Source organism: Janthinobacterium sp. GW822-FHT07H10, assembly GCF_058798675.1.
The window spans coordinates 269,055-291,262 of record NZ_JBXAKS010000006.1; the positions used below are offsets into that span (position 1 = coordinate 269,055).

Below are 22,208 nucleotides of genomic sequence, written 5' to 3' on the forward strand. Positions count from 1 at the left end.
GGCGCCATGAACGCGATCAGTTTATTGATGAAGGACCACAAGGCCGTCAAGGCCCTGTTTGCCCAATATGAAGGCTTGAGCGACCGCTCCTTTGCCACCAAGAAAAAGCTGGCCGACCAGATCTGCCAGGAATTGACCGTGCACACGCAGCTGGAAGAGGAAATCTTCTATCCTGCCGTGCGCCGGCCCATCCACGATGGCGACTTGATGGATGAAGCCGTCGTCGAGCACGCGAGCGCCAAGGAACTGATCGCGCAGATCGAAGCGATGGACCCGGCCGACGACCTGTACGACGCCAAGGTCAAGGTCCTGTCCGAGCAGATCGAACACCACGTCAAGGAAGAAGAGGGCGACATGTTCCCCAAGGTGCGCCATACGGGCGTCGACCTCGATGCGCTGGGCGAGGAAATGGCCGCGCGCAAGCTACAGCTGACGGGCGCCGCCGCCTGACCGCCTCATACAACAACTGACAACAACTGACCAAGGGAGAACTTCATGCAAGCTACGCAACTGTCCGTCTCGGACATCAACCAACCGGGCGTTTCCTGGGGCGCCGTACTGGCGGGCGCGGCCGCGGCGGCCGCCTTGTCCTTCATCCTGCTGATCCTCGGCGTGGGCCTGGGCCTGTCGTCCGTGTCGCCATGGTCGTTCAACGCGACGGCCATCGGCGTGTCGACCATCGCCTGGCTGGCCTTCATGCAACTGGCCGCATCCGGCATCGGCGGCTACATGGCGGGCCGGCTGCGCGTGAAATGGAGTTCGATCCACACGGATGAGGTGCATTTCCGCGACACGGCGCATGGCTTGCTGGCCTGGGCCGTGGCAACCCTGGTCACGGTGGCCGTGCTGGCCGGCGGCACGCGCGCCGTGCTGAGCGGCGCCATCGACGCGGGCAGCGGCGTGGCCGCGGCTGTGGCCCCGGCAGCAGCCGCGGGCGCCGGGGCGGCGGGTGGCAAGGCGGGCGAGGGCGGCGGCGCCAATCCGCTCGATTACTTCTCGGACATGCTGCTGCGCGCCACGCCGGCGCCGGCCGCCGCCAATGGCACGGCGGGCATGCCCGCCGCACCGGTGGCCGATGCGGGCGTCACCATCGCCGACCAGCGCGTGGAAATCGGCAAGATCTTCGCCACCGGCCTGTCCACGGGCAGCCTGGCCGCCGATGACCGCGCCTACCTGGGCCAGCTCGTCGCCAAACGCACGGGCCTGACCCAGGCCGAAGCGGAAGCGCGCGTCGACGCCGTCTACGGCCGCGCCGCCAAGGCCGCCGCCGATGCCAAGGCTGCCGCGCAGCAAGCGGCCGACACGGCGCGCAAGGCCGGTGCCCATACGGCCCTGTGGATGTTCGTGGCCCTGTTGCTGGGCGCCTTCGTTGCGAGCCTGGCGGCAACCTTCGGCGGCCGCCAGCGCGACCATGAGCGCGTGCTGCGCCACGTCACCATCTGAACCCCCACATATCTATAAAGGAGTCTGCCATGCGTTCCATCCTGCTGCTGTTGCTCGGTATTCCACTGCCCATCGTCATCCTGATCGCCCTGTTCGTGCATTAAGAAGTTGACGCAAGTAACGGCGCCCGCCGCAAGCCGGGCGCCGTTTGTGTTGAAGCGGGTCCATGTGTAAGATGGCGCGATTCTTCCACCGAGACTCTCCATGAATGCGACCGCCATCCGTCCCTTGCTGAAAACCGCCGCCATCGCCGCCCTTGCCTGCACCGTGCTGGCCTCATGCTCCACCCTGATCGGCCCGCGCGACGTGAACGTGTCGCTCAGCAAGATGCAGCAAGGGCTGGAGCGCCGCTTTCCCATCGACAAGCGCGTGCTGTCCGTGCTGGACGTCAAGCTGACGCAGCCGCAGCTGTCGCTGCAGCCCGAACGCGACAGAGTGGCCCTCAGCGTGGACGCCAGCGTGATGCCGCCCTTCATCCGCCAGACCTGGCGCGGCAAGCTGGCCATGTCGGGCCGCCTCGTGCTCGACGCCCAGCGCAACGCCGTCTACCTGAGCGAAGCGAGCGTGGATACGGTGAATATCGATGGCATGGATGCGTCGCAGCAGCGCCAGTTCGCCAAGGTGGCCAGCCTGGTAGCCGACCAGCTCATGCATGAAACGCCGATCTACACCTTCAAGCCGGACGAGCTGCGCTATGCAGGCGTGCAATTCGTGCCGACGCAGATCAGGACCACGGGCAACGGGCTGACGGTGACGTTCGAGCCGGTGAAATAGGGCGCGGGAAGACGTGCCGGCGGCGCCAGGGCAGGCTCTGCGTCAGGCGCGGGAGTCAGGGAAACAGCCGGGTTGTCGTGTTATTGCGCGGCGTCGCATCCTCGTGGAACAGGTCGGCCAGATATTCGCCCAGCGCATCGGCCTGGATATCATCGGGAATAATGAAATCGGCGGGCCGGCGCTTGCCTTCCGCGCCGAGATAGCATGCGCGCCAGGCGCCCGGACTCCCCCTGACGGCAATCAGCGTGCCAAACACATTGAATCGACATTCCTGCATGAAAATACTCCCAGTTATTGAATGGATTGCCGCCCGCTTGCCTGGCACCGGCTGTGCTGATTATACAAAGCATGGCGTAGCGCCCCGGCACGGCGATTCCTGAGCGGGGGCTGTTGCCTTGGCGATGGGCGGACTATAATCTTGCGTCGCATGCCTGGAGACAGCATGCGACGCAAGATGAAGTCAGACCATAATTATTAAAGGAATCTTCGTGAAACGTTCGCTTATCAGCGCCGCCTGCTGCGCCTTGTTCGCCTTATCTTCGCCCTCGCTGTACGCCCAGCAGGGCGCCGCCGCGCCAGTTTCCGGCATCGACCTGAAAACCCTGGACCCGGCCGTCAGCCCGAAAGATGATTTCTACGGCTACGTCAATGGCGTGTGGACGCGCAATACGGAAATCCCGGCCGACAAATCCGTCTGGGGCACGTATATCGAATTGCGCGAAATCGCGCAAGGCCAGCTGCGCGGCCTGATCGCCGACACCTTGAAGCACCCCGGCAAGCCCGGCAGCGATGCGCACAAGATCGCCGACCTGTACACGAGTTTCATGAACGACAAGGCGCGCAATGCGGCCGGCTTCAAGCCCTTGAAGGCCGAACTGGCCCGCGTCGCCGCGCTCAAGGACAAGCAGGACTTGCCGGCGCTGTTTGCCTACCTGCAAGGCAATGGCATCGCCACGCCGTTCTCGGCCTATGTTGCGCCCGATGCGCAGGATCCCGAGCAATACACGATCAATATCAGCCAGTCGGGCCTGGGCTTGCCTGACCGCGACTATTACCTGAAGGACGACGACGCCAAGCTCAAGGCCGTGCGCGAGAAATACCTGAAGCATATCGAAGCCATGCTGGCCATGAGCGGCGACAAGGCCGCCGCCGCCCATGCGGGCCAGATCCTCGACATCGAGACGCGCCTGGCGGCCGTGCAGTGGACGCGCGTGCAGATGCGCGACCCCGTGAAATCGTACAACCGCGTCGGTTTCGACAAATTCGCGGCGCTGGCGCCGGCCTTCGACTGGAACGCCTACTTTGCGGCCGCCGGCCTGGCGAAAAAGGAAAGCTCGGCCGTGGTGCGCCAGCCCAGCTTCATCACAGGTTTTTCCGAGACGGTGGCCGCCGTGCCGCTGGAAGCCTGGAAGAGCTATTTCAACTGGCGCATCATCGAAAGCTATGCCTCCTACCTGGATAGCGCCAGCGTCAAGGAACGCTTCGGCTTCGAAGGCACGGTGCTGCGCGGCGTGCCGCAAAGCGAACCGCAGTGGCAGCTGGCGCTGCGTTTCACGGATGGCGCCATCAGCGACGCCATCGGCAAGCGCTATGTGGAGATGTATCTGCCGCCGGAAACCCGGCCCCGCGTGATGGCCATGTTCGACAATTTCGTCGCCTCGTTCAAGGATGGCATCGAGCAGCTCGACTGGATGGGTCCGGAAACCAAGAAGGAAGCCCAGCTCAAGCTGGCCGCCCTGAAGCCGAAGATCGCCTATCCCGATAAATGGCGCGATTACAGCGCCATGCGGACGCAGCCGAATGACCTGATCGCCAACGTGCGCGCGTCGCGCGCGTGGAGCCGCCAGCAAAACGTTGACAAGCTGGGCAAGCCGGTCGACCGCGACGAATGGTCGATGACGCCGCAAACCGTCAACGCCAGCTACAGCCCGTCGCTCAACGCCATCACGATCCCGGCCGCCATCCTGCAGCCGCCATTCTTCAATGTGAAAGCGGAAGATGCTGTCAATTACGGCTTGCTGGGCATCACGTTTGGCCATGAGATCAGCCATGCCTTCGACGATTCGGGCAGCCAGTACGACGCCAGGGGCCGTTTGCGCAACTGGTGGACGGCAGAGGACCGTGCCGCCTTCAAGGCGCTGGCCGCCGGCCTCGTCAAGCAATATGGCGCCTACAGCCCCGTGCCGGGCTACCACATCAACGGCGAGCTGACCCTGGGCGAGAACATCGGCGACAATTCCGGCCTGTCGATCACCTACAAGGCCTACCAGCGTTCGCTCGGCGGCAAGCCGTCGCCCGTGCTCGATGGCTTGACGGGCGAACAGCGCCTGTACATCGGCTTTGCGCAGAAGTGGCGCGCCAAGCTGCGCCCGGAGGCGGCGATCGCCCAGATCAAGAGCGACCCCCATTCGCCGGGCGAATTCCGCGCCAAGGGCACGGTGAAGAACCAGCCCGGCTTCTACGAGGCGTTCGACATCAAGCCGGGCGACCCGATGTATCTGCCGCCCGAGCAGCGCGTGATCATGTGGTAAGGAAGTAGGGCGGCCAGGCATGCCCTGGCTGGCAACAGCCACGCCGGGGATTATTCCTTGGCGTGGTTCAGCGTGTACCTGGGCAGCTCCACCGTCAGGTCTTCCTGGTTCAGGCGCGCCTGGCAGGACAGGCGCGAGTGGGGCTGCAAGCCCCAGGCCTGGTCGAGCATGTCTTCCTCGTTGTCGCCCAGTGCATTGAGCGAGTCGAAACCCTGCACCACGACCACGTGGCAGGTGGAACAGGCGCCGACCTGTCCGCAGGCATGTTCCATGTCAATTTTGTTCAATAGCAATGCATCGCAAATGCTCATCTTCTCGGGCGCGTCGAAGACGGCGCCGTCGGGAGCCAGCTCGGGATGGGGCAGGACGGTGATTCTGGGCATACGGGATTCTCCTTGAGTCGCTTGAATACCGTCACCTTGGACCTTCCCGCACCGGCAAGGTCAAGCCCCTTTCTGATCAGCGCGACGCCAGCTTGCGTACGAAATCGCTGGTTTTGCCATCCCACAGGCATTTCCGGCAGTGGCCCGCCTCGAACTCGTGCTCGCACCGCGGATAGCCATACAGCGCATGCGCGCAGGCGGGACACAGGCTGGCCATGGCCGAGGCTGCGCCACGGTAGGCGCTGCCGCATTCGTCGCAGGTCGTCACAGCTTCGATGCCGGGTGTTCCGCCAGCGGGACGAACTGGCCCGTAGATTCGTCGAGCGCGTCCAGCGAACCGTTTTCGATGTCATACACCCAGCCATGCAGGGTCAGGCGCTTTTGCGTGATGCCCAGGGCCACCGAGGGATGGGTGCGGATGTTATTGAGCTGCGCGACCACATTGGCGCGCACCATGCCATCGATGCGGTCCTGTTCCGTTGCATGCTCGATGGATTCATTGATCATGCGCGCCGCATCCGAGTGCCGCAGCCAGTTCTTGACGGCCGGCATGTGATCGAGGCAGGTGCAGGTGGCGATGGCTTTCATGGCGCCACAGTCGGAATGGCCGCAAATGACGATGTCGGTCACGTTCAGGGCCGCCACGGCAAATTCGACGGACGCGCTCACGCCTCCCGGTTCGGGGCCGAACGAGGGCACGATGTTGCCCGCGTTGCGGATCACGAACAGTTCGCCCGGTTCCCGCTGCGTCACCAGCTCGGGCACCATCCTGCTGTCGGAGCAGGAAATGAACAATGCCTTCGGCGTCTGTCCCGTTGCCAGTGTCTTGAACAACTCTCGGCGTTCGGGAAAGACTTCCTTCTGGAATCGTAAAAATCCGGCAATGATGTCGCGCATAAATAGAAGGGGAAAGTGGTGTAAGCCGATATTATCGCCGATTTGCCGGCGCCGATGCAGGCGCCGCCGTCAAACCGGGCTTGCATGGCCGGCGATGCGGCTTTCGATATGCTCAAGCAGGCGCAGGAAGACGCGGCTGTCGCACGCGTTGTTCATTCTGTTGCTCAGGACGACGCCGCTGGCGATGGCTGCCACGGCGTTCCTGGCCGACGCGCACGCTGCCAGCAATGGCGCGCGCTCGAGCCCGGGCAGCGCCGCGTCGATGGCGTCGCGCGTGAAATCGAAGGCGTCGAAACCGCAGCAGCCGGCCACGCAATGGCTTTCCAGGCGGTCGATCAGCGGCCCCAGCCCCGCGAGGTGGGCATCGATGTCCACGGCCTGGCCATAGCGTGCTTCGATACTGATGTGTTCGATCCATTCATCATCGTCGATCTGGAGATCATACTGGCGGTCGCGTTCGGTCATTTTCTAGTCTCGCTTTCAAGGTGCTGATTCCGGATAGGTGCACGGCACTGTAACGCATGGGGCGGCGATAGCGAGGCACAATAAAAAAACCGCCCGAAGGCGGTTTTGATCAAAGCAGCCATGCCGCAACTAGATAAAGTAAATCAGCGCGATGATGCCCACGACCAGCGCCACGCGGGTGACCTGGTAAGCCGTCTTGTTCCACGCCTTGAAGCGGCGGCGGTACTGGCCCATGGTCCAGGAAATCTGGAACAGCTTGCTGACGCCGCCGACCTGGTCGCCCAGTTCGTTGGGCGAGGCGGCGGCCGTCATCAGGGTGCGGCCCAGCCAGCGGTTCAGGCCTTGCGCCCAGCGGTAGCGCATCGGGCGTTCGATGTCGCAGAACAGGATGATGCGGTCGCTGTCGGCATCGTTGCGGGCCCAGTGGATATACGTTTCATCGAACATCACGGCCTGGCCGTCGCGCCAGCTGTGGCGTTCGCCATCGACGTCGATGAAGCAGCGGTCGTCGTTCGGCGTCTGCAAGCCCAGGTGGTAGCGCAGCGAGCCGGCGAACGGGTCGCGGTGCGGATTGAGCTTGCCGCCTTGCGGCAGTTCCGCGAACATGGCGGCCTTGATCGAGGGGATCGATTGCAGCAGCGCATAGGTTTGCGGACACATCTGCTGCGCCGACGGGTGGTTGGCGTCATACCATTTCAGGTAGAAGCGCTTCCAGCCATACTTGAAGAAGGAGTTGAAGCCCACGTCGTTGTTCTTTTCGGCCGCCTTGATCTTTTTCATTTCCTGCATGCGCAGCGCTTCATCGCGGATGATTTGCCAGTTCTGCTGCAGCGGCGCCAGTTCCGGAAATTGCTCGACGGACAGGTATGGCGTGGCCGGCACCTTGGAAAAGGTGTGCATGAACAGGTTCAGCGGCGCCATGAACGAGGAGTGATCGAAGATCTGGCGGCGGAACGGCAGGCGCACCTTGCCACGAAAATGAATATGTAAAACGGAAAACACAAAAATGCCCAGCAAGGCCCACTTCATACACAACCTCGTTTTTTAAGAATGGGGCAATTATAACCAGTTAATGACATCGTCACCCCGCACCAGGTGAAGGAATCATGAAGCGGCGCGCGCGCCGTCGCTGCCCTACAATAGCTTCATTTCATCACTGAAGGAATAACAATGGAAATCTGGCACGCAGCGCTCGACCTGGCCTCCCTCAACGCGGCCAGCGAAGGCACGGCCATGCGCCACCTGGGCATCGTCTTCACGGCCTTCGGCCCCGACTGGATCGAGGCGACCATGCCCGTCGACCACCGCACCATGCAGCCGTTCAAGCTGCTGCATGGCGGCGCTTCCGTGCTGCTGGCCGAAACCCTGGGCAGCATGGCCGCGAATGCCTGCCTCGACGGGCGCCGGCAGGTGAGCGTGGGACAGGAAATCAACGCCAACCACGTGCGCGGCGTGCGCGGCGGCCAGGTGACGGGGCGCGCCACGCCCATCCACCGGGGGCGCACGAGCCAGGTCTGGGAAATCCGCATCGTCGACGATGACGGCAAACTGTGCTGCATCTCGCGCATCACCATGGCCGTCATCGACGCCCCTGGCGCGGGCTGATATTGTCGTTATTGACATGCGTCAAGGCACTAAGAGTGAACGCGTGGAATTATAAATAACGCTGTTCGCTTATAATTCAGTGCGCTTATGTGCCGCGCGGGTTTGCCCGCGTGCATACACATTGCCCGAAATAGAAGCTGACTGCCCAAAAAACGCCAGTTAGATACCCATCCTGCGCCATGCAGGAAAGGCAACACGACGGCGAACAGGCATTACCGGTTCTAGCGGAACCGGCAACATTCAACTTTTAACAGGGCATTCACAACAATGAAGTCATTCAATCGCTTGACGATAGGCGCACGCCTGAGCGCGGGCTTTGCCGCGCTGGTCATCCTGATGCTGGTGCTGGCCGCCTTCGCGCTGCTGCGCATCGGCGCCATCGCCGACGCCATGGACGCGCAGGAAAGAGTCCAGCAAGAAAAACTCGAACCGCTGTACGTGGCGCGCGAAGCGCTCGACCAGACGGGCCTGGCGGCGCGCAACGCGTATATCTTCCACGACCAGGCGGCCGCCGAGAAAGAGCTGGCCATCCTCGACAGCCAGAAGGCGCTGTACCTGGAAGCGCTGGCCACGCTGGCGCCGAAATTCGCCGGCGATGCGCAGTTCGAGAAAGTCAGCGCCGGCTTGAAAACCATGGCGCAGGAACTGCAGCGTCCGCGCAAGTTCCGCGCGGCGGGGCAGATGGAGCAGTACGGCACCTTCCTCGTCGAGGAGTGCAGCCCCCTGCGGCGCCAGATCGTGGCCGACATCGATGCCGTCCTGAAAAGCGTGCAGCGCGAATCGGAGCAGGCCAGCGCGGCCGCGCGCGCCATCTATGGCCAGTCGCTGCGCTGGATCGGCGTGCTGGCCGCGCTCAGCGTGCTCATCTGCATCGCGGTGGCCACCGTCATCACGCGCGGCCTGCTGCGCCAGCTGGGCGGCGAACCGGCGTATGCGGCCGCCATCGCCGGGCGCATCGCCCTGGGCGAGCTGGCCATCGACGTGCACACGCGCCACGGCGACGACAGCAGCCTGCTGTTTGCGATCAAGACCATGCGCGACAACCTGGCCGCCATCGTCGGCAAGGTGCGCCACGGCACGGAAAGCATCGCCACGGCCTCGACCGAGATCGCCTCGGGCAACCGCGACCTGTCGCAGCGCACGGAGCAGCAGGCCGGTTCGCTGGAAGAAGTGGCGTCGTCGATGGAAGAACTGATTTCCACCGTGCGCCAGAATGCGGACAATGCGCAGCAGGCGAACCGCCTGGCGCGCGACGCCTCCACCGTGTCGGAACAGGGCGGCAAGGCCGTGGCCGAAGTGGTGCACACGATGGGCCTGATCAATGCCTCGTCGAACAAGATCGTCGACATCATCGGCGTCATTGACAGCATCGCCTTCCAGACGAATATCCTGGCGCTGAACGCGGCCGTGGAAGCGGCGCGCGCGGGCGAGCAGGGGCGCGGCTTCGCCGTCGTCGCCACCGAGGTGCGCAACCTGGCGCAACGCTCGAGCGCCGCGGCGCGCGAAATCAAGGTGCTGATCGACGATTCCGTCAGCAAGGTGGGCACGGGCACCCTGCTCGTCGAGCAGGCGGGCGCCACCATGCACGAGGTGGTGGCCGGCATCGGCAGGGTCAGCGGCATCATGGCCGAGATCAGCCACGCCACGCAGGAGCAGGGCGCCGGCATCGAGCAGGTCAACCGCGCCATCGTCGACATGGACAGGGTGACCCAGCAAAACGCGGCTCTGGTGGAACAGGCGGCCGCCGCCGCGCAGGAATTGCAGCAGCAGGCGGCGCAGCTGGAGCAGGAAGTGGGCATCTTCAAGCTGGCCAAGGCGGCCAACGGCCCCTTGCGCCTGACCGCCTGACGTCCCGCCGTGCAGTGGCGCGGCGCGCCAAGCGCCATATTCCGCGCTACAATGAGAGCTGGATCACCGCCAGGACATCCCATGCAAGTGCACAGCAGCCACGATGTTTCCAGCCCGGATGACGACCCGCCGGCGCCGCCCGTGCTGCACCAGGCCTTGGCCGGCCTCGGCTGGGGCTTGCTGACGTGCGTGCTGTGCTTTGCCATCCTGTTCCTCACCAAATGGCTGCTGCCGCCCGAATACTGGGGCGCGCACACGGGCCTGGCCAAGTTCAAGCGCGAAATGTCGCTGCCCCTGCTGGTGTTCTGGGTGGTCATCTATTCGCCCATCCTGGAAACCTTCCTCGGCCAGCTGCTGCCGCTGGAAATCCTCAGGCGCCTGGGCGCCAGCCGCCAGCTGAGCATCGCTGCCGGCGCCATCCTGTGGGGCGTCGTGCACTACATCAGCGGCGGCTTGCTGCACGCCATCGTCGCGCTGGGTTCGGGCGCCATGTTCAGCTTTGTCTACCTGCGCTACCGCGCCCCGGGCGTGGCCGCCGCCTACACGACGACGGCCTTTTCGCGCGCCTGCAATAACATCGCCATCCTCGTCGCCGTGTTTTACGGCCTCGACGCCTGAGCCGCTTCCTTCCTGAACAAATACAGCAGCAGCGCGGCCAGGGCCACGGCCAGGCCAGCCAACAGCCGCAGCAGGTGGCGGAAGGCGTCGTCATAGCTGGCCCGCAGCAAGGCTTGGTGCCCAGGCAACAGTTGCGCCGCCTGCTGCAGGTCGCCCAGCGCGGCGCGGCTGGCGGCCGCCAGCAAGGGCAGCCCGGCCGGCAACTGGCGCGCCAGTGCCGCCACGATCAGGCCGGCCAGCACGGCGCCGGCCACGGCCAGCGCCACGCCGTCGGCGCTGATGCGCACCGTGTTGAAGATGCCGGTCGCCATGCCGGCCCGCTGCGTTTCCACCGCGCTCAGGGCCATGCCATCCATCAAGCCCCACGGCAAGCCGATGCCGATGCCGACCAGCAGCAATGGCCAGGCCAGCGCCGCGCCGCTGCCGGTGCCCAGCACCTGCGCCAGCCAGGCCAGCGCGACGGCCACCAGCAGCAAGCCCGCCGCGCACAGGGTGCCGGCCTTGAACCAGCGCAACAGCAGCGCCGCCAGCACGGGCACGACCAGCAGCGGCGCGGCCAGCGCGATCATCAGGCGGCCCGCCGCCAGCGCCGAGACGCCATCGATGCCGATGAAACGCCCCGGCAGCATGACGATGAGCACGATGAACAAAAAGGCGGGCGAGGCGGCCAGCACTTGCACGCCGACAAAGCGGCGCTGGCGGAACAGCTGCAAGTCCAGCATCGCTTGCCGCGCCTTGCCTTCGATCACGATGAAGCTCCAGAACAGCAGCGCGGCCAGGGCCAGCGGCAGCAGCACGGCCGCGCTGCGCCAGCCATGTTCGGGCGCCAGCAGCGTGCCCACCGTCAGCAAGGCCAGCGCGGCGCTGAAACTGATGGCGCCTGGCCAGTCCAGGCGGCCACCGGCCTGCGGCGCATCGGCCGGCACGCTGGCCGCCACCAGCAGCGCGCCGATGGCGCCCAGCAAGGCCGTCGCGTAAAAGATGGCGGGCCAGCGGGCCAGCTCCAGCATGGCGCCGGCCGCCAGCGGGCCGAACGCGAGGCCCAGGCCGAAAGTCGTGCCCAGCAAGCTCATCACGCGGTTGCGCGCGGCACCGCGGAACAGGGGCGCCAGCGAGGACATGGCGGCGGCAAACGCGGCCGCGCCGCCGAGTCCCTGCACGCCGCGCAGCACGGCGATCCACGCCACCGTGGGCGCCCAGGCGATGGCCAGGGTCGCCACGCAGAACAGCGCCAGTCCGCTGAGCCATACGCGCCGGCGCCCCAGCACGTCCGTCAGGCTGCCGGCCACCATCATGGCGCTGCCATAACTGAGGATATACGCGTTGATGACCCAGTTCAGGGCCGGGGCGCTGCCGTGCAATTCGGCGCTGAGCGCGGGCAGCACGACGGCCGGGCCCGTGAAACACAGGGGGATGAGCAAGCCCGTCAGGCAGGCGGCCAGCACTTGCAGGGTCAGCATCAGCTTGGAAGAAGAGGGCATGGACAGCAACTCGAAAAGAAGGAGGGACGAGTATGGCGTGCCGCCGATTAAAGAAAAACAGGCTAAACTGACGAGCATATTGGACAAATTTGTCTTCAATAAGGCGTGATATGGATAGTCTGGGCGGCATCGCCATGTTCGTGCAGGTGGCCGACAGCGGCAGTTTCTCGGCCACGGGCCGATTGCTGGGTTTGTCGTCATCGGCCGTCGGCAAGAGCGTGGCGCGCATGGAGGCGCGGCTCGGCGCGCGCCTGTTCCAGCGCAGCACGCGCCACCTGGCGCTGACGGACGAGGGCGAAAAATTCCTCGCCCGCTGCAAGCGCATCCTGGCCGAGGTGGCAGCGGCCGAGCGCGAACTGGGCGAATCCACCGGCGCGCCGAGCGGACGCCTGCGCATCAGCCTGCCGCGCTACAGCGGCTTGTTCGAGCCCGTCATCGCCGCCTTCATGCTGGCCTATCCCGCCATCGAACTCGACCTCGATTTTTCCGATGCGCTCGTCAACATCGTCAGCGACGGCTTTGACGCCGCCGTGCGCACGGGCGAGCTCGACGATTCGGGTTTGACGCGGCGCAAACTGTGCACGTTTCGCCGCCTGCTCGTGGCCTCGCCCGCCTACCTGGCGCGCCATGGCCAGCCTGGCCATCCGGCCGATCTGGCGCAGCACCAGCGCCTGCACTACCGCTTTCCCGCCACGGGGAGGCTGGAACAGTGGCCGTTGACGATGGAAGGCACGGCGCCGGCGCCGGGCATGGTCTGCAACAGCGTGGAAATGCGCGTCCACCTGGCCGTGCAGGGACAGGGCATCGCCTACCTGCCCGCGTTTGCCGCGCAGCGCGAACTGGCGGCGGGGCAGTTGATCAGCCTGCTCAATGAGCACACGCAGCAGCAAACGGGCTTCTGGCTGCTGTGGCCCGCCAGCCGCCACATGCCGCCGCGCCTGCGCGTGTTCATCGATTTCCTGGTAGAACAATTTCAGAACCGTACTTTTGGAGCCTGGCCTTGAGCGACGATCCGCGCCTGACCGACCTGCAGCGTCACGTGGCGGGCGCCACCGTGCGCCACGCGCATCCGTTCGGCGATGCTTCTGGCATGCCGCTACCGCCGCCGGCGCCGCTGACGCCGGCGCTGCGCGACGACTGGGTGCGGCCCCTGTACATGGGCTTGCACCAGCCGCAGGCGCAGGCGTGCGCGCGCCGGCTGGCGCAGGCCGATGACGCCGTCATTGCGCGCCTGCTGGGCCAGTTCGACTGGCGCAGCCGCACGGCGGGCGCCTACCTGGCCGCATTGAAGGAGCGGCCCGCCTTCACGGCGCAGCTGGGCGGCCTGCTGCTGGCCAGCGAGGTGTGCTATGCGGGCAGCGCCTACTGCCTGGCGCTGGCCGCTTTCGACACGCCGGACAGCCGCGCCTACCTGCACCGCTATCTCGCACATTATTTGCGCCAGCCGCAGCTGCACTTTGATCAGGCGCAGGCGATGGCCGCCATCGCCTATCTTGACGACAAGAACGGCACCGACGCGGCGGCGCGGCATGCGCCAGCCTGGGCCAATTTCGCGGCCAGCAGGCCCGGCCTGGCACTGGACGAGGCGCTCGCGGCATTTACATCCCGCATGGCCACCTTGCGCGCCTTGCAGGCCGCAGCGCCTGGCAAGTAAGTAGCCCGCTTCCTTCTCCCCCGCATCGCCACCGTGCCCCGGTCCGGCCGCACAGGCTGGCCCGGCATTGCCATTCCTGCCACTCCTGCCATTCCCCCGTCCACCTGCGTGCAGTGTGACATTTGCATGACAAATAACAGTGTTTCTTGCGTCCGAACGTCAGTAGGGGGTGCATGCGAGGCGACGCTCAACCGCGCGCCGTCCATGCGCCGAAAGTGCCGGACCGTTGAAGGTGCACGCTGGACTGCAAGTGGCGGCGGCCGGGACTTTTGCCTTGCATGTCAGCTTGCGCCGACATATTCCATCATGGTTTTGACGTTTAACGACAGGAAACTGCAACATGACTCAACAATCTGCATCGCAAAATTCCACCGCTGCGGGTGACGGTGTGTCCGCCCTCGAGGCTTACCTGAACAGTATCGCGGCGGCCCCGCAGCGCTACACCGGCACGCCGAACGCGGACGTGCTCAACGGCTCCACGGGCGCCGACGTGCTCGAAGGCCTGGCCGGCGATGACACGTATTACGTCAACCACAGCGGCGACGTGATCGTCGAGCTGGCCAACGGCGGCACCGATACCGTGTATACCAGCGTCAATTACACGGTGGCTGACAACGTTGAAAATGTACGCCTCACGGCCGCCGGCCTGACGGTGACGGGCAGCGCCAACACCAATAACTTCTTTTATGTCGACGTGGCCGGCGGCAATGTACTCGATGGCGGCGGCACGGGCAACTCGGTTAATTACCTCGGTTCCAGCGTGGGCGTGACGGCGAGCCTGGTGGCGGTGAATGGCGCCCCGACGGCACCGGCGGGCAGCGATGTGCTCGTCAATTTCAGCAACGTCGTCGGCAGCAAGTTCGACGACGTGCTGACCGGTAACGAGCTCAGGAACTCCCTCGTCGGCGGTTATGGCAACGATACCTTACGCGGTGGCAAGGGCGACGACTTGCTGGCCGGCATGCAGGGCGACGATACCTATATCTTTGCCCGCGGTGATGGCGCCGACTCCATTGCAGAGGTGGAGGAGGCGGGCAGCCGCAATGTCGTTACCTTTCTGGCCGGCGTCGGCGCCGACCAGCTGTGGTTCCGCCAGGTGGGCACGACCCTGGAAGTAAGCACCATCGGCACCACCGACAAGATCACCGTCAACGGCTGGTATGCGGGAACGGGGCTGCGCATCCAGGAATTCCGCACGGCCGACGGCCGCGTGCTGCTGGGGCGCGACGTGCAAAACCTGGTGCAGGCGATGGCGGGCCTGACGCCGCCAGCAGCCGGCCAGCTGACCCTGCCGGCCAACATCGCCGCCATCCTGGCGCCGGCGCTGGCGCAGAACTGGCGCACGGAGGGACCGAACCAGCCCAGCAATGGCGCCTTTGTCGGCACGGCAAACCCGGACATCATCAAGGGCACGGCCGGCGCCGACGTGATGGCGGGCCTGGCGGGCGACGACATTTACTATGTCAACCATGGCGGCGACGTCGTCATCGAACAGGCCGGTGGCGGCCGCGACACGGTGTATACGACGGTCGATTACTCCCTGGCCAGCCACATCGAAGAGGTGCATCTCAGCGCGGCCGGCCTGACGGTGACGGGCAATGGCAACGACAACGTATTCCACGTCGATGTCGCCGGCGGCAATGTGCTGCGCGGCATCGGAACGAACGTTTCGGCCACCTATGCGGGTGCCAGGGCCGGCGTGACGGCCAGCATGATCTCCAGCAACGACAACCCCGCGCCACGCCCGGGCAGCGATGTGCTGCTCAACATCGGCCGCGTGGAAGGCAGCGCCTATGATGATGTGCTGTCCGGCAACGAACTGTCCAACACCCTGTCCGGCGGACTCGGCAACGATACCTTGCAAGGCGGCAAGGGCGATGACGTGCTCGTTGGCGGCCTCGGCGACGATACCTATGTCTTTGCGCGCGGCGACGGCGCCGACATCATCGCCGAAGCGTCCGCCGACGCCAGTTACGACGCCATCGCCTTCCTGGCCGGCGTGAATATCGACCAGCTGTGGTTCCGCCAGGTGGGCGCGGACCTGGAAGTGAGCACCATCGGCACGACGGACAAGATCACCATCCGTTCGTGGAACGCGGCCGTGCCGAACATCGAGGAATTCCGCACGGCCGCCGGCCACGTCATGCGCGGCGTCGACGTGCAGCTGCTGGTGCAGGCGATGGCGAACCTGACGCCACCGCCGCTGGGCCAGCTGACCCTGCCGGCCGGCACGGCCGCCGCCCTGGCGCCCGCGCTGGCCCAGGCCTGGCACTTCAACGGCCCCACGCAACCGACCGGACAGCACTTTGTCGGTACGACGGGCGCCGATATCATCAACGGCGCGGCCGGCGCCGACCTGCTGGAAGGCCTGGGCGGCGACGACACGTATTACGTCAACCACGGCGACGACTTCATCGTCGAGCGGGGCAATGGCGGCAGCGATACCGTGTACACCAGCGTCAATTACAAGGTGGCTGACAACGTCGAGATCGTGCGCCTGAACGCGGCCGGCCTGACGGTGACGGGCAGCGCCTACACGAGCAATATGTTTTATGTGGAAACCGCTGGCGGCAACGTGCTCGACGGCGGTGGCGCCGGCAATACGCTCAATTACGCCAGCGCCACGACAGGCGTGACGGCCGCCTTCGCACCGGTCGGCGGCCCCATGGTCGGGCGTCCGGGCGCCGACGTGCTGGCCAATTTCAATATTGTCATCGGCAGCAAATTCGATGACGTGCTCATCGGCAATGAGATCAAGAACATCCTGGCTGGCGGCCTCGGCAACGACACCTTGCAGGGCGGCAAGGGCGACGATACGCTGGCTGGCGCGCTGGGCAACGATACCTATATCTTTGGCCGCGGCGACGGCGCCGACATCATCGCCGAGGTGGTGGGGGCGGGCAGCCACGACGTCGTGTCCTTCCTGGCCGGCGTCAGTGCCGAACAGCTGTGGTTCCGCCAGGCGGGCGCGCACCTGGAAGTGAGCACCATCGGCACCACGGACAAGATCACCGTGAACAACTGGTATGCGGACACGCCGGTGCGCATCGAGGAATTCCGCATGGCCGATGGCCGCGTCTTGCTGGGCTCCAATGTGCAAAACCTCGTGCAGGCCATGGCGGGCCTGACGCCGCCGCCGGTCGGCCAGCTGACCTTGCCTGCCGGCACGGCCGCCAGCCTGGCGCCGGCCATGGCGCAGAACTGGCGCGTCCCTCAGCAAGCGCTTGCCGCCAGCCAGGGCGGCTACGGCGCCTTGCAAGCCGATTCCGCGCAGCTGGTGCAGGCGATGGCCGGTTTTGCCGTGCCGGCGTCGGCCTCGGCGCACTGGCAGGCCCAGGGCGGCGCTGCCACGCAGATCCAGCTGGCGGCGGCGCGCTGATAGCGTGAGCAGCTAGCTTCACCATCACGCAGCCAGGCCGGGGTCGCATGCCCGGCCTGGCTGCGCCATAGACTTTTTGATATCGCCCGATGACCGCACTCCCATACCGCAACGATACGCCGCACGCCCCACCCACCGCAACCGCCGAGACAGGCGCGCCGCCCGACACGGGCTTGCTGTCGCTGCTGCTGATGGCCAGCCTGCACGGCGTCGCCGCCGACGGCGCGCAGCTCAGGCATGCCTTTGGCCAGACCGTGTTCACGCGGCAAACCATCGTGCTGGCCGCCAGGCAGCTGGGCTTGACGGCCAGGCTGGTGCGCCAGGCGCCCGAACGGCTGGCGCAGGCGCCGCTGCCGGCCATCGCCATCGATACGGCTGGCCGCTTCTTTATCCTTGGCAAAGTCGACACGGGCGATGACGGCGTGAGCAAGGTGCTGATCCAGCATCCGGGCCAGCCGCCGCAAATCCTCGGCCGCGACGCATTCCTCGCCGCCTGGACGGGCGAACTGATCTTTTTCACCAGCAAGGCCAGCTATGCCGGCGAGACGGCCCGCTTCGACTTCAGCTGGTTCATCCCCGCCATCGTCAAATACCGCAGGCTGCTGGGCGAAGTGCTGCTGATTTCCTTCGTGCTGCAGCTGATCGGCCTGGCCACGCCCCTGTTTTTCCAGGTGGTGATGGACAAGGTGCTGGTCAACCACGCCATGCAGACCTTGCACGTGGTGGCCATCGGCCTTGTCTGCGCCATCGTCTTCGAAGCCGTGCTCGGCGCCATCCGCACCTATGTTTTCGCCCGTACTAGCAGCAAGATCGACGTGGAACTGGGCGCGCGCCTGTTCCGCCACCTGCTGGCCTTGCCGATCGCCTACTTCCAGGCGCGCCGCGTGGGCGATTCCGTGGCCCGCATCCACGAACTGGAAAACATCCGCTCCTTTTTGACCGGCAACGCCATGACCCTGGTGCTGGACGTGCTGTTTTCCTTCATCTTCATCGCCGCCATGCTGTGGTACAGCGCCACCCTGAGCGTCGTCGTGCTGGCCTCGATTCCCGTCTACGCGGCGCTGTCGATGCTGCTCACGCCCATCCTGCACGCGCGCCTCAACGATAAATTCAACCGCAGCGCGGAAAACCAGTCTTTCCTTGTCGAAACGATCAGCGGCGTCGACACGGTCAAGGCCATGGCCGTCGAGCCGCGCTGGCAGCAGCAGTGGGAAAAACAGCTGGCCGGCTATGTCTCGGCGGGCCTGTCGGCCAGCCACATCGGCATGCTGGCCGGCGGCGGCGTCACCCTCGTCAGCAAGCTGGTGACGGCATCCATCATGTGGTGGGGCGCCATTCTCGTCATCGACGGCAAGATGACGGTGGGCGAGCTGGTCGCCTTCAACATGCTGGCCGGGCAGGTGGCGTCGCCGATTTTGCGCCTGGCGCAGCTGTGGAACGATTTCCAGCAGGTGGGCATCTCCATGAGCCGCCTGGGCGACATCCTCAACGCCCGCACGGAAGCGGGCAGCCAGAAGGCGCGCATGCCGCGCATCGCCGGCGCCATCGAATTCCAGCAGGTGGGTTTCCGCTACCGGCCCGACGCGGCCGAAGTGCTGCGCGATGTGTCGCTGCGCATCGCGCCGGGCGAGGTGATCGGCATCGTCGGGCGTTCCGGTTCCGGCAAGAGCACCCTGACGCGGCTGGCGCAGCGCCTCTACCTCCCCGAGCGGGGCAAGGTGCTGGTCGACGGGCAGGATATCGCCGTCATCGACACGGCCTCGCTGCGGCGCCAGATCGGCGTGGTGCTGCAGGAAAACATACTGTTCAACCGCTCCGTGCGCGACAACATCGCCCTCAGCGACCCGGCGCTGCCGATGGAAGCCGTCATCGCCGTGGCGAAACTGGCGGGCGCCCACGAGTTCATCTGCGAGTTGCCAGAAGGCTATGACACCATCGTGGGCGAGCACGGCACGGGCCTGTCGGGCGGCCAGCGCCAGCGCATCGCCATCGCCCGCGCCCTCATCGCCAATCCGCGCATCCTGATTTTCGACGAAGCCACGAGCGCGCTCGACTACGAATCGGAAAAGATCATCCAGGACAATATGCGCGGCATCTGCGCCGGGCGCACCGTGCTGATCATCGCCCACCGCCTGTCGGCCGTGCGCGAGGCGCACCGCATCGTCGTCATGGAGCGGGGCCAGGTGGCCGAGGTGGGCAGCCATGACGCGCTGCTGGCGCAGCCGGGCGGCATCTACGCCCATCTGTACAGCCTGCAGCAGGGCGCGGCGGGGAGCGCAGCATGAGCGCCGGCCACCGTTTCGCCGCGTATGGCGAGCTGCTGCAGCGCTACGGCCAGGTGTTGCGGCACTGCTGGCGCATCCGCGCCTCGCTGGGCGGCCCCGTGCTGAGCGAGGACGAGGCGGCCTTTTTGCCGGCCGCGCTGGCGCTGCAGGAGCGGCCCGTGTCGCCGTCGCTGCGCGTCACGGCGCGCGTGCTGATGCTGCTCGTCGCCTGCGTCGTGCTGTGGGCCGTCTTCGGCCGGGTCGACATCATCGTCAATGCGGCCGGCAAGGTCATTCCTTCCGGCAATACCAAGACCATCGCCTCCGTCGATGTGGCGGCCGTGCGCGCCCTGCATGTGCAGGAAGGCCAGGCCGTGCAGGCGGGCGAGCTGCTGATTGAACTTGACAGCCGTGGCCCGGACGCCGAGCGCGACAAGGCGGTCGGCGACGCCGTGGCGGCCGCGCTGCAGGTGGCCCGCTCGCGCGCGCTGATCGCCGCCATCGGCACGCTGACGCCGCCGGTGCTGGGACCGCTCAGGGATATCCCCGCCGCCGACCGCGCGGCCGCGCAGGCGCACGTGGATGGCCAGTACGCGAGCTTCCGCGCCAGGCTCGCCCATCTCGACGGCGAAATCGCCCGCTACGCCCAGGCGCTGCCGCTGGCCACGCAGCGCGCCGGCGATTACCAGGCGCTGGCCCAGGCGCGCGACGTGTCCGAACACGCGTGGCTGGACAAGGAACAGGCGCGCATCGACCTGGCCGGCCAGCTGGCATCGGCCCGCAGCGAACGCGCGGCCCTGCTGGCGCAAACGAGGAAAGACGCGTACGACGCGCTGACGGAGGGCGCGCGGGTGGCGGCCGCCAGCGGCCAGGATGCGCGCCGCGCCGGTGCCCGCGGCAGCCTGCTGCGCCTGACGGCGCCCGTCGACGGCACGGTGCAGCAGCTCAAGGTGCATACCCTGGGCGGCGTGGTGCCGGCCGCGCAGGCGCTGATGCAGATCGTGCCGCGCGCCAGCACGCTGGAAATCGACGCCGTGCTGGACAACCGCGACGTCGGCTTCGTCCAGGCGGGGCAGGCGGTCGCCATCAAGGTCGACGCCTTCGACTACACGAAATACGGCACCGTGCCGGCCGTCGTCAAGAGCGTCTCGCGCGACGCCATCGAGGATGAGAAGAAGGGCCTCGTGTATGCGGTGAAGATCAGCGTGCGGCAGCCGGCCATCGTCATCGACGGCAGGCGCGTGCCGCTGTCGGCCGGCATGGCGGTGCGGGCCGAGATCCGGACGGGGACGAGGAGGGTGATCGAATACGTGCTCTCGCCGCTGGTGCGGCACCAGAAGGAGGCCCTGCATGAACGCTAGAGGCCGCGCCATGGCCATCGCCGCCGGCTTGCTTTTCAGCGCCGTTTCGGTACAGGCCGGCGATTTCCCCGGGCAGCTGGACGACCCGCTGCGCGCGCAGCCGGCCGTGCCGGCGGGCGGCTTGCCGCTGCCGGGCGACCTGGGCGTGGCGCCGTGTCCGCCCGCCTACGACGAGGCCGCGCCGCTGACCCTGCCGGCGGCCGTCGACCTGGCCCTGTGCCACAACGCGCAGGTGCACGGCGCCTGGGCCGGCATCAAGCTGCAGGCGGCCAGCCTGGGCGAGGCCAGGGCCGCCTACCTGCCCACCGTGAACGGGGGAGTGAGCCGCGTGCATGACCGCACGGCCTATCCCGGTTCACGCACGGGCGCCAGCAGCTTGAGCAGCAATACCGGCTCGCTGAGCCTGTCCTGGCGCCTGTTCGATTTCGGCGGCCGCGCGGCGGGCCAGCGTGCGGCCGGCGCGCTGCTCGATGCGGCCCTGGCTAACCGCGACGCGGTGCTGCAACGGACGCTGGCAGCCGTGATCGGCGCCTATTTCGATGCGCAGACGGCGCTGGCCGGCGTGCGCGTGCGGCAGGAATACCAGGCCCTGGCCGAGGAAACGGTGGCGGCCACGCAGCGTCGGGCGCAGCGCGGGCTCGGTTCCCACAGCGACACCCTGCAGGCGGCGAGCGCCCTGGCCAAGGCGACGCTGGGCGCCAGCCGCGCCGAAGGCGATTACCGCAAGGCCAGGGCAGTCCTCGTCTACACGCTCGGTTTGCCGGCCAGCACGAACGTGGTGCTGAACGAGGAGGCGGATGCCGGCGGCGCGACGGCGGGACTGCGCGACGACTTGCACGCCTGGCTGACGATGGCCCGGCAGCGGCATCCGGCCATCGTCGCGGCGCAGGCGCGCCTGCAGGCGGCGCGCGAACGGGTGGCCATCGCGCGTTCCGAGGGCCGCCCCAGCATCGACCTGACGGCGAATATCTACCAGAATGGCCGTCCGAACCAGGGCTTGTCGCCGGCCGCGACGCGCGAAACGCTGGTCGGCGTGTCGCTGAGCATCCCGCTGTTCGACGGTTTTGCGCGCAACTACAAGGTGCGCGGCGCGCTGGCGCAGGCCGAGCAAAGCCAGGCCGAGGCCGAGGAAGCGCAGCAGCAGACCCTGATGGACCTCGTCAAGGCGCATGCGGAAGCTGGCACGGCGCTGGGGAACCTGGCGGCGGCGCAGGCGTGGCAGGATGCGGCGCAGGAAGCGCTGGCCAGCGTGCAGCGCAAGTTCGGCCTCGGTGCGGCCGACATCCTGGAAATGCTGGCCACGCAGTCCGCGCTGCTCGAGGCGCGGCAGGAGCGCGTCCGTTGCCAGGCGGAATGGCGCGCGTCCCGGCTGCGCCTGCTGGCCAGCGCCGGCATCCTGGGGCGCGATGCCATCGCGGGCCGGGAGGCGCCGCACTAGCCATCCCGGGGCGGCTAGTGCGCGCCACGGCGGTGTGAAAATGTCTATATTGGGGCTGGTCCTTCCC

At 66.4% G+C, this 22,208-nt stretch carries 20 protein-coding genes; 13 read left to right on the forward strand and 7 right to left on the reverse strand.

What is annotated here, in order from left to right; all coding sequences use genetic code 11:
- Positions 1 to 6 precede the first annotated feature (6 nt).
- From AC1RDJ_RS16255 to AC1RDJ_RS16265, 3 genes are all read left to right on the forward strand, one after another.
- On the forward strand, positions 7 to 450 hold the full coding sequence (locus AC1RDJ_RS16255) for a hemerythrin domain-containing protein (RefSeq protein ID WP_071323732.1): 444 nt from the start codon (positions 7 to 9) through the stop codon (positions 448 to 450).
- Between the two features lie 45 nt (positions 451 to 495).
- Entirely contained in the window at positions 496 to 1,443 is a 948-nt protein-coding gene (locus tag AC1RDJ_RS16260) for a hypothetical protein (RefSeq protein WP_493028085.1), read from the forward strand.
- Between the two features lie 204 nt (positions 1,444 to 1,647).
- On the forward strand, positions 1,648 to 2,217 hold the full coding sequence (locus tag AC1RDJ_RS16265; protein WP_493028086.1) for a DUF1439 domain-containing protein: 570 nt from the start codon (positions 1,648 to 1,650) through the stop codon (positions 2,215 to 2,217).
- 55 nt (positions 2,218 to 2,272) lie between these two features.
- Here AC1RDJ_RS16265 and AC1RDJ_RS16270 read toward each other — a convergent pair whose 3' ends face one another.
- On the reverse strand, positions 2,273 to 2,494 hold the full coding sequence (locus AC1RDJ_RS16270) for a DUF7661 family protein (RefSeq protein ID WP_071323729.1): 222 nt from the start codon (positions 2,492 to 2,494) through the stop codon (positions 2,273 to 2,275).
- 211 nt (positions 2,495 to 2,705) lie between these two features.
- On the opposite strand from AC1RDJ_RS16270, the gene AC1RDJ_RS16275 reads away from it, so the two are divergent.
- Positions 2,706 to 4,748, forward strand: a complete 2,043-nt coding sequence (locus tag AC1RDJ_RS16275; RefSeq protein ID WP_493028087.1) for a M13 family metallopeptidase — start codon at positions 2,706 to 2,708, stop codon at positions 4,746 to 4,748.
- A 50-nt stretch (positions 4,749 to 4,798) separates the two neighbouring features.
- On the opposite strand, the gene fdx is transcribed toward AC1RDJ_RS16275, so the two are convergent.
- From fdx to lpxO, 5 genes are all read right to left on the reverse strand, one after another.
- Positions 4,799 to 5,131 (reverse strand): ISC system 2Fe-2S type ferredoxin, encoded by a 333-nt coding sequence (gene fdx / locus AC1RDJ_RS16280; protein WP_071323727.1) that lies wholly within the window; start codon positions 5,129 to 5,131, stop codon positions 4,799 to 4,801.
- A 76-nt stretch (positions 5,132 to 5,207) separates the two neighbouring features.
- Positions 5,208 to 5,399: a hypothetical protein gene (locus AC1RDJ_RS16285; RefSeq protein ID WP_198043925.1), complete on the reverse strand. Its 192-nt coding sequence runs from the start codon at positions 5,397 to 5,399 to the stop codon at positions 5,208 to 5,210.
- Complete coding sequence (locus AC1RDJ_RS16290; RefSeq protein ID WP_099664103.1) at positions 5,396 to 6,028, reverse strand: carbonic anhydrase; 633 nt, start codon at positions 6,026 to 6,028, stop codon at positions 5,396 to 5,398. Before AC1RDJ_RS16290 ends, AC1RDJ_RS16285 begins: the two co-directional genes overlap by 4 nt.
- A gap of 69 nt (positions 6,029 to 6,097) precedes the next feature.
- The gene (locus tag AC1RDJ_RS16295; protein WP_493028088.1) at positions 6,098 to 6,493 is read right to left on the reverse strand and encodes a DUF6331 family protein; all 396 of its coding nucleotides are present in this window, start codon (positions 6,491 to 6,493) and stop codon (positions 6,098 to 6,100) included.
- A gap of 129 nt (positions 6,494 to 6,622) precedes the next feature.
- On the reverse strand, positions 6,623 to 7,522 hold the full coding sequence (lpxO, locus tag AC1RDJ_RS16300) for a lipid A hydroxylase LpxO (RefSeq protein ID WP_046685160.1): 900 nt from the start codon (positions 7,520 to 7,522) through the stop codon (positions 6,623 to 6,625).
- A gap of 141 nt (positions 7,523 to 7,663) precedes the next feature.
- Here lpxO and AC1RDJ_RS16305 point away from each other — a divergent pair, with 141 nt between their 5' ends.
- From AC1RDJ_RS16305 to AC1RDJ_RS16315, 3 genes are all read left to right on the forward strand, one after another.
- Positions 7,664 to 8,098 carry a hotdog fold thioesterase gene (locus AC1RDJ_RS16305; RefSeq protein ID WP_071323723.1) on the forward strand — a complete coding sequence of 145 codons (435 nt, stop codon included), beginning with the start codon at positions 7,664 to 7,666 and terminating at the stop codon, positions 8,096 to 8,098.
- Positions 8,099 to 8,365: 267 nt separating this feature from the next.
- Positions 8,366 to 9,946: a methyl-accepting chemotaxis protein gene (locus AC1RDJ_RS16310; protein ID WP_071323722.1), complete on the forward strand. Its 1,581-nt coding sequence runs from the start codon at positions 8,366 to 8,368 to the stop codon at positions 9,944 to 9,946.
- A gap of 81 nt (positions 9,947 to 10,027) precedes the next feature.
- A complete protein-coding gene (locus tag AC1RDJ_RS16315; protein ID WP_071323721.1) occupies positions 10,028 to 10,564 on the forward strand; it encodes a CPBP family glutamic-type intramembrane protease in 537 nt (178 codons plus the stop codon).
- Here the strand turns inward: AC1RDJ_RS16315 and AC1RDJ_RS16320 are convergent.
- The gene (locus tag AC1RDJ_RS16320) at positions 10,546 to 12,045 is read right to left on the reverse strand and encodes an MFS transporter (RefSeq protein ID WP_493028090.1); all 1,500 of its coding nucleotides are present in this window, start codon (positions 12,043 to 12,045) and stop codon (positions 10,546 to 10,548) included. The two genes, AC1RDJ_RS16315 and AC1RDJ_RS16320, sit on opposite strands and share 19 nt — an antisense overlap.
- Positions 12,046 to 12,155: 110 nt before the next feature.
- Here AC1RDJ_RS16320 and AC1RDJ_RS16325 point away from each other — a divergent pair, with 110 nt between their 5' ends.
- From AC1RDJ_RS16325 to AC1RDJ_RS16350, 6 genes are all read left to right on the forward strand, one after another.
- Positions 12,156 to 13,049: a LysR family transcriptional regulator gene (locus tag AC1RDJ_RS16325; RefSeq protein ID WP_493028091.1), complete on the forward strand. Its 894-nt coding sequence runs from the start codon at positions 12,156 to 12,158 to the stop codon at positions 13,047 to 13,049.
- Complete coding sequence (locus AC1RDJ_RS16330; protein ID WP_493028092.1) at positions 13,046 to 13,699, forward strand: DUF6000 family protein; 654 nt, start codon at positions 13,046 to 13,048, stop codon at positions 13,697 to 13,699. Before AC1RDJ_RS16325 ends, AC1RDJ_RS16330 begins: the two co-directional genes overlap by 4 nt.
- Before the next feature lie 340 nt (positions 13,700 to 14,039).
- Positions 14,040 to 17,078: a calcium-binding protein gene (locus AC1RDJ_RS16335; protein WP_493028093.1), complete on the forward strand. Its 3,039-nt coding sequence runs from the start codon at positions 14,040 to 14,042 to the stop codon at positions 17,076 to 17,078.
- 89 nt (positions 17,079 to 17,167) lie between these two features.
- Positions 17,168 to 19,363, forward strand: coding sequence for a type I secretion system permease/ATPase (locus AC1RDJ_RS16340; protein WP_493028094.1), 2,196 nt, complete (start codon positions 17,168 to 17,170; stop codon positions 19,361 to 19,363).
- Positions 19,360 to 20,703 (forward strand): HlyD family type I secretion periplasmic adaptor subunit, encoded by a 1,344-nt coding sequence (locus tag AC1RDJ_RS16345; protein WP_493028095.1) that lies wholly within the window; start codon positions 19,360 to 19,362, stop codon positions 20,701 to 20,703. Before AC1RDJ_RS16340 ends, AC1RDJ_RS16345 begins: the two co-directional genes overlap by 4 nt.
- Positions 20,693 to 22,141 (forward strand): TolC family protein, encoded by a 1,449-nt coding sequence (locus AC1RDJ_RS16350; protein WP_493028096.1) that lies wholly within the window; start codon positions 20,693 to 20,695, stop codon positions 22,139 to 22,141. The genes AC1RDJ_RS16345 and AC1RDJ_RS16350 overlap by 11 nt, the downstream gene beginning before the upstream one ends.
- Positions 22,142 to 22,208: the final 67 nt, after the last annotated feature.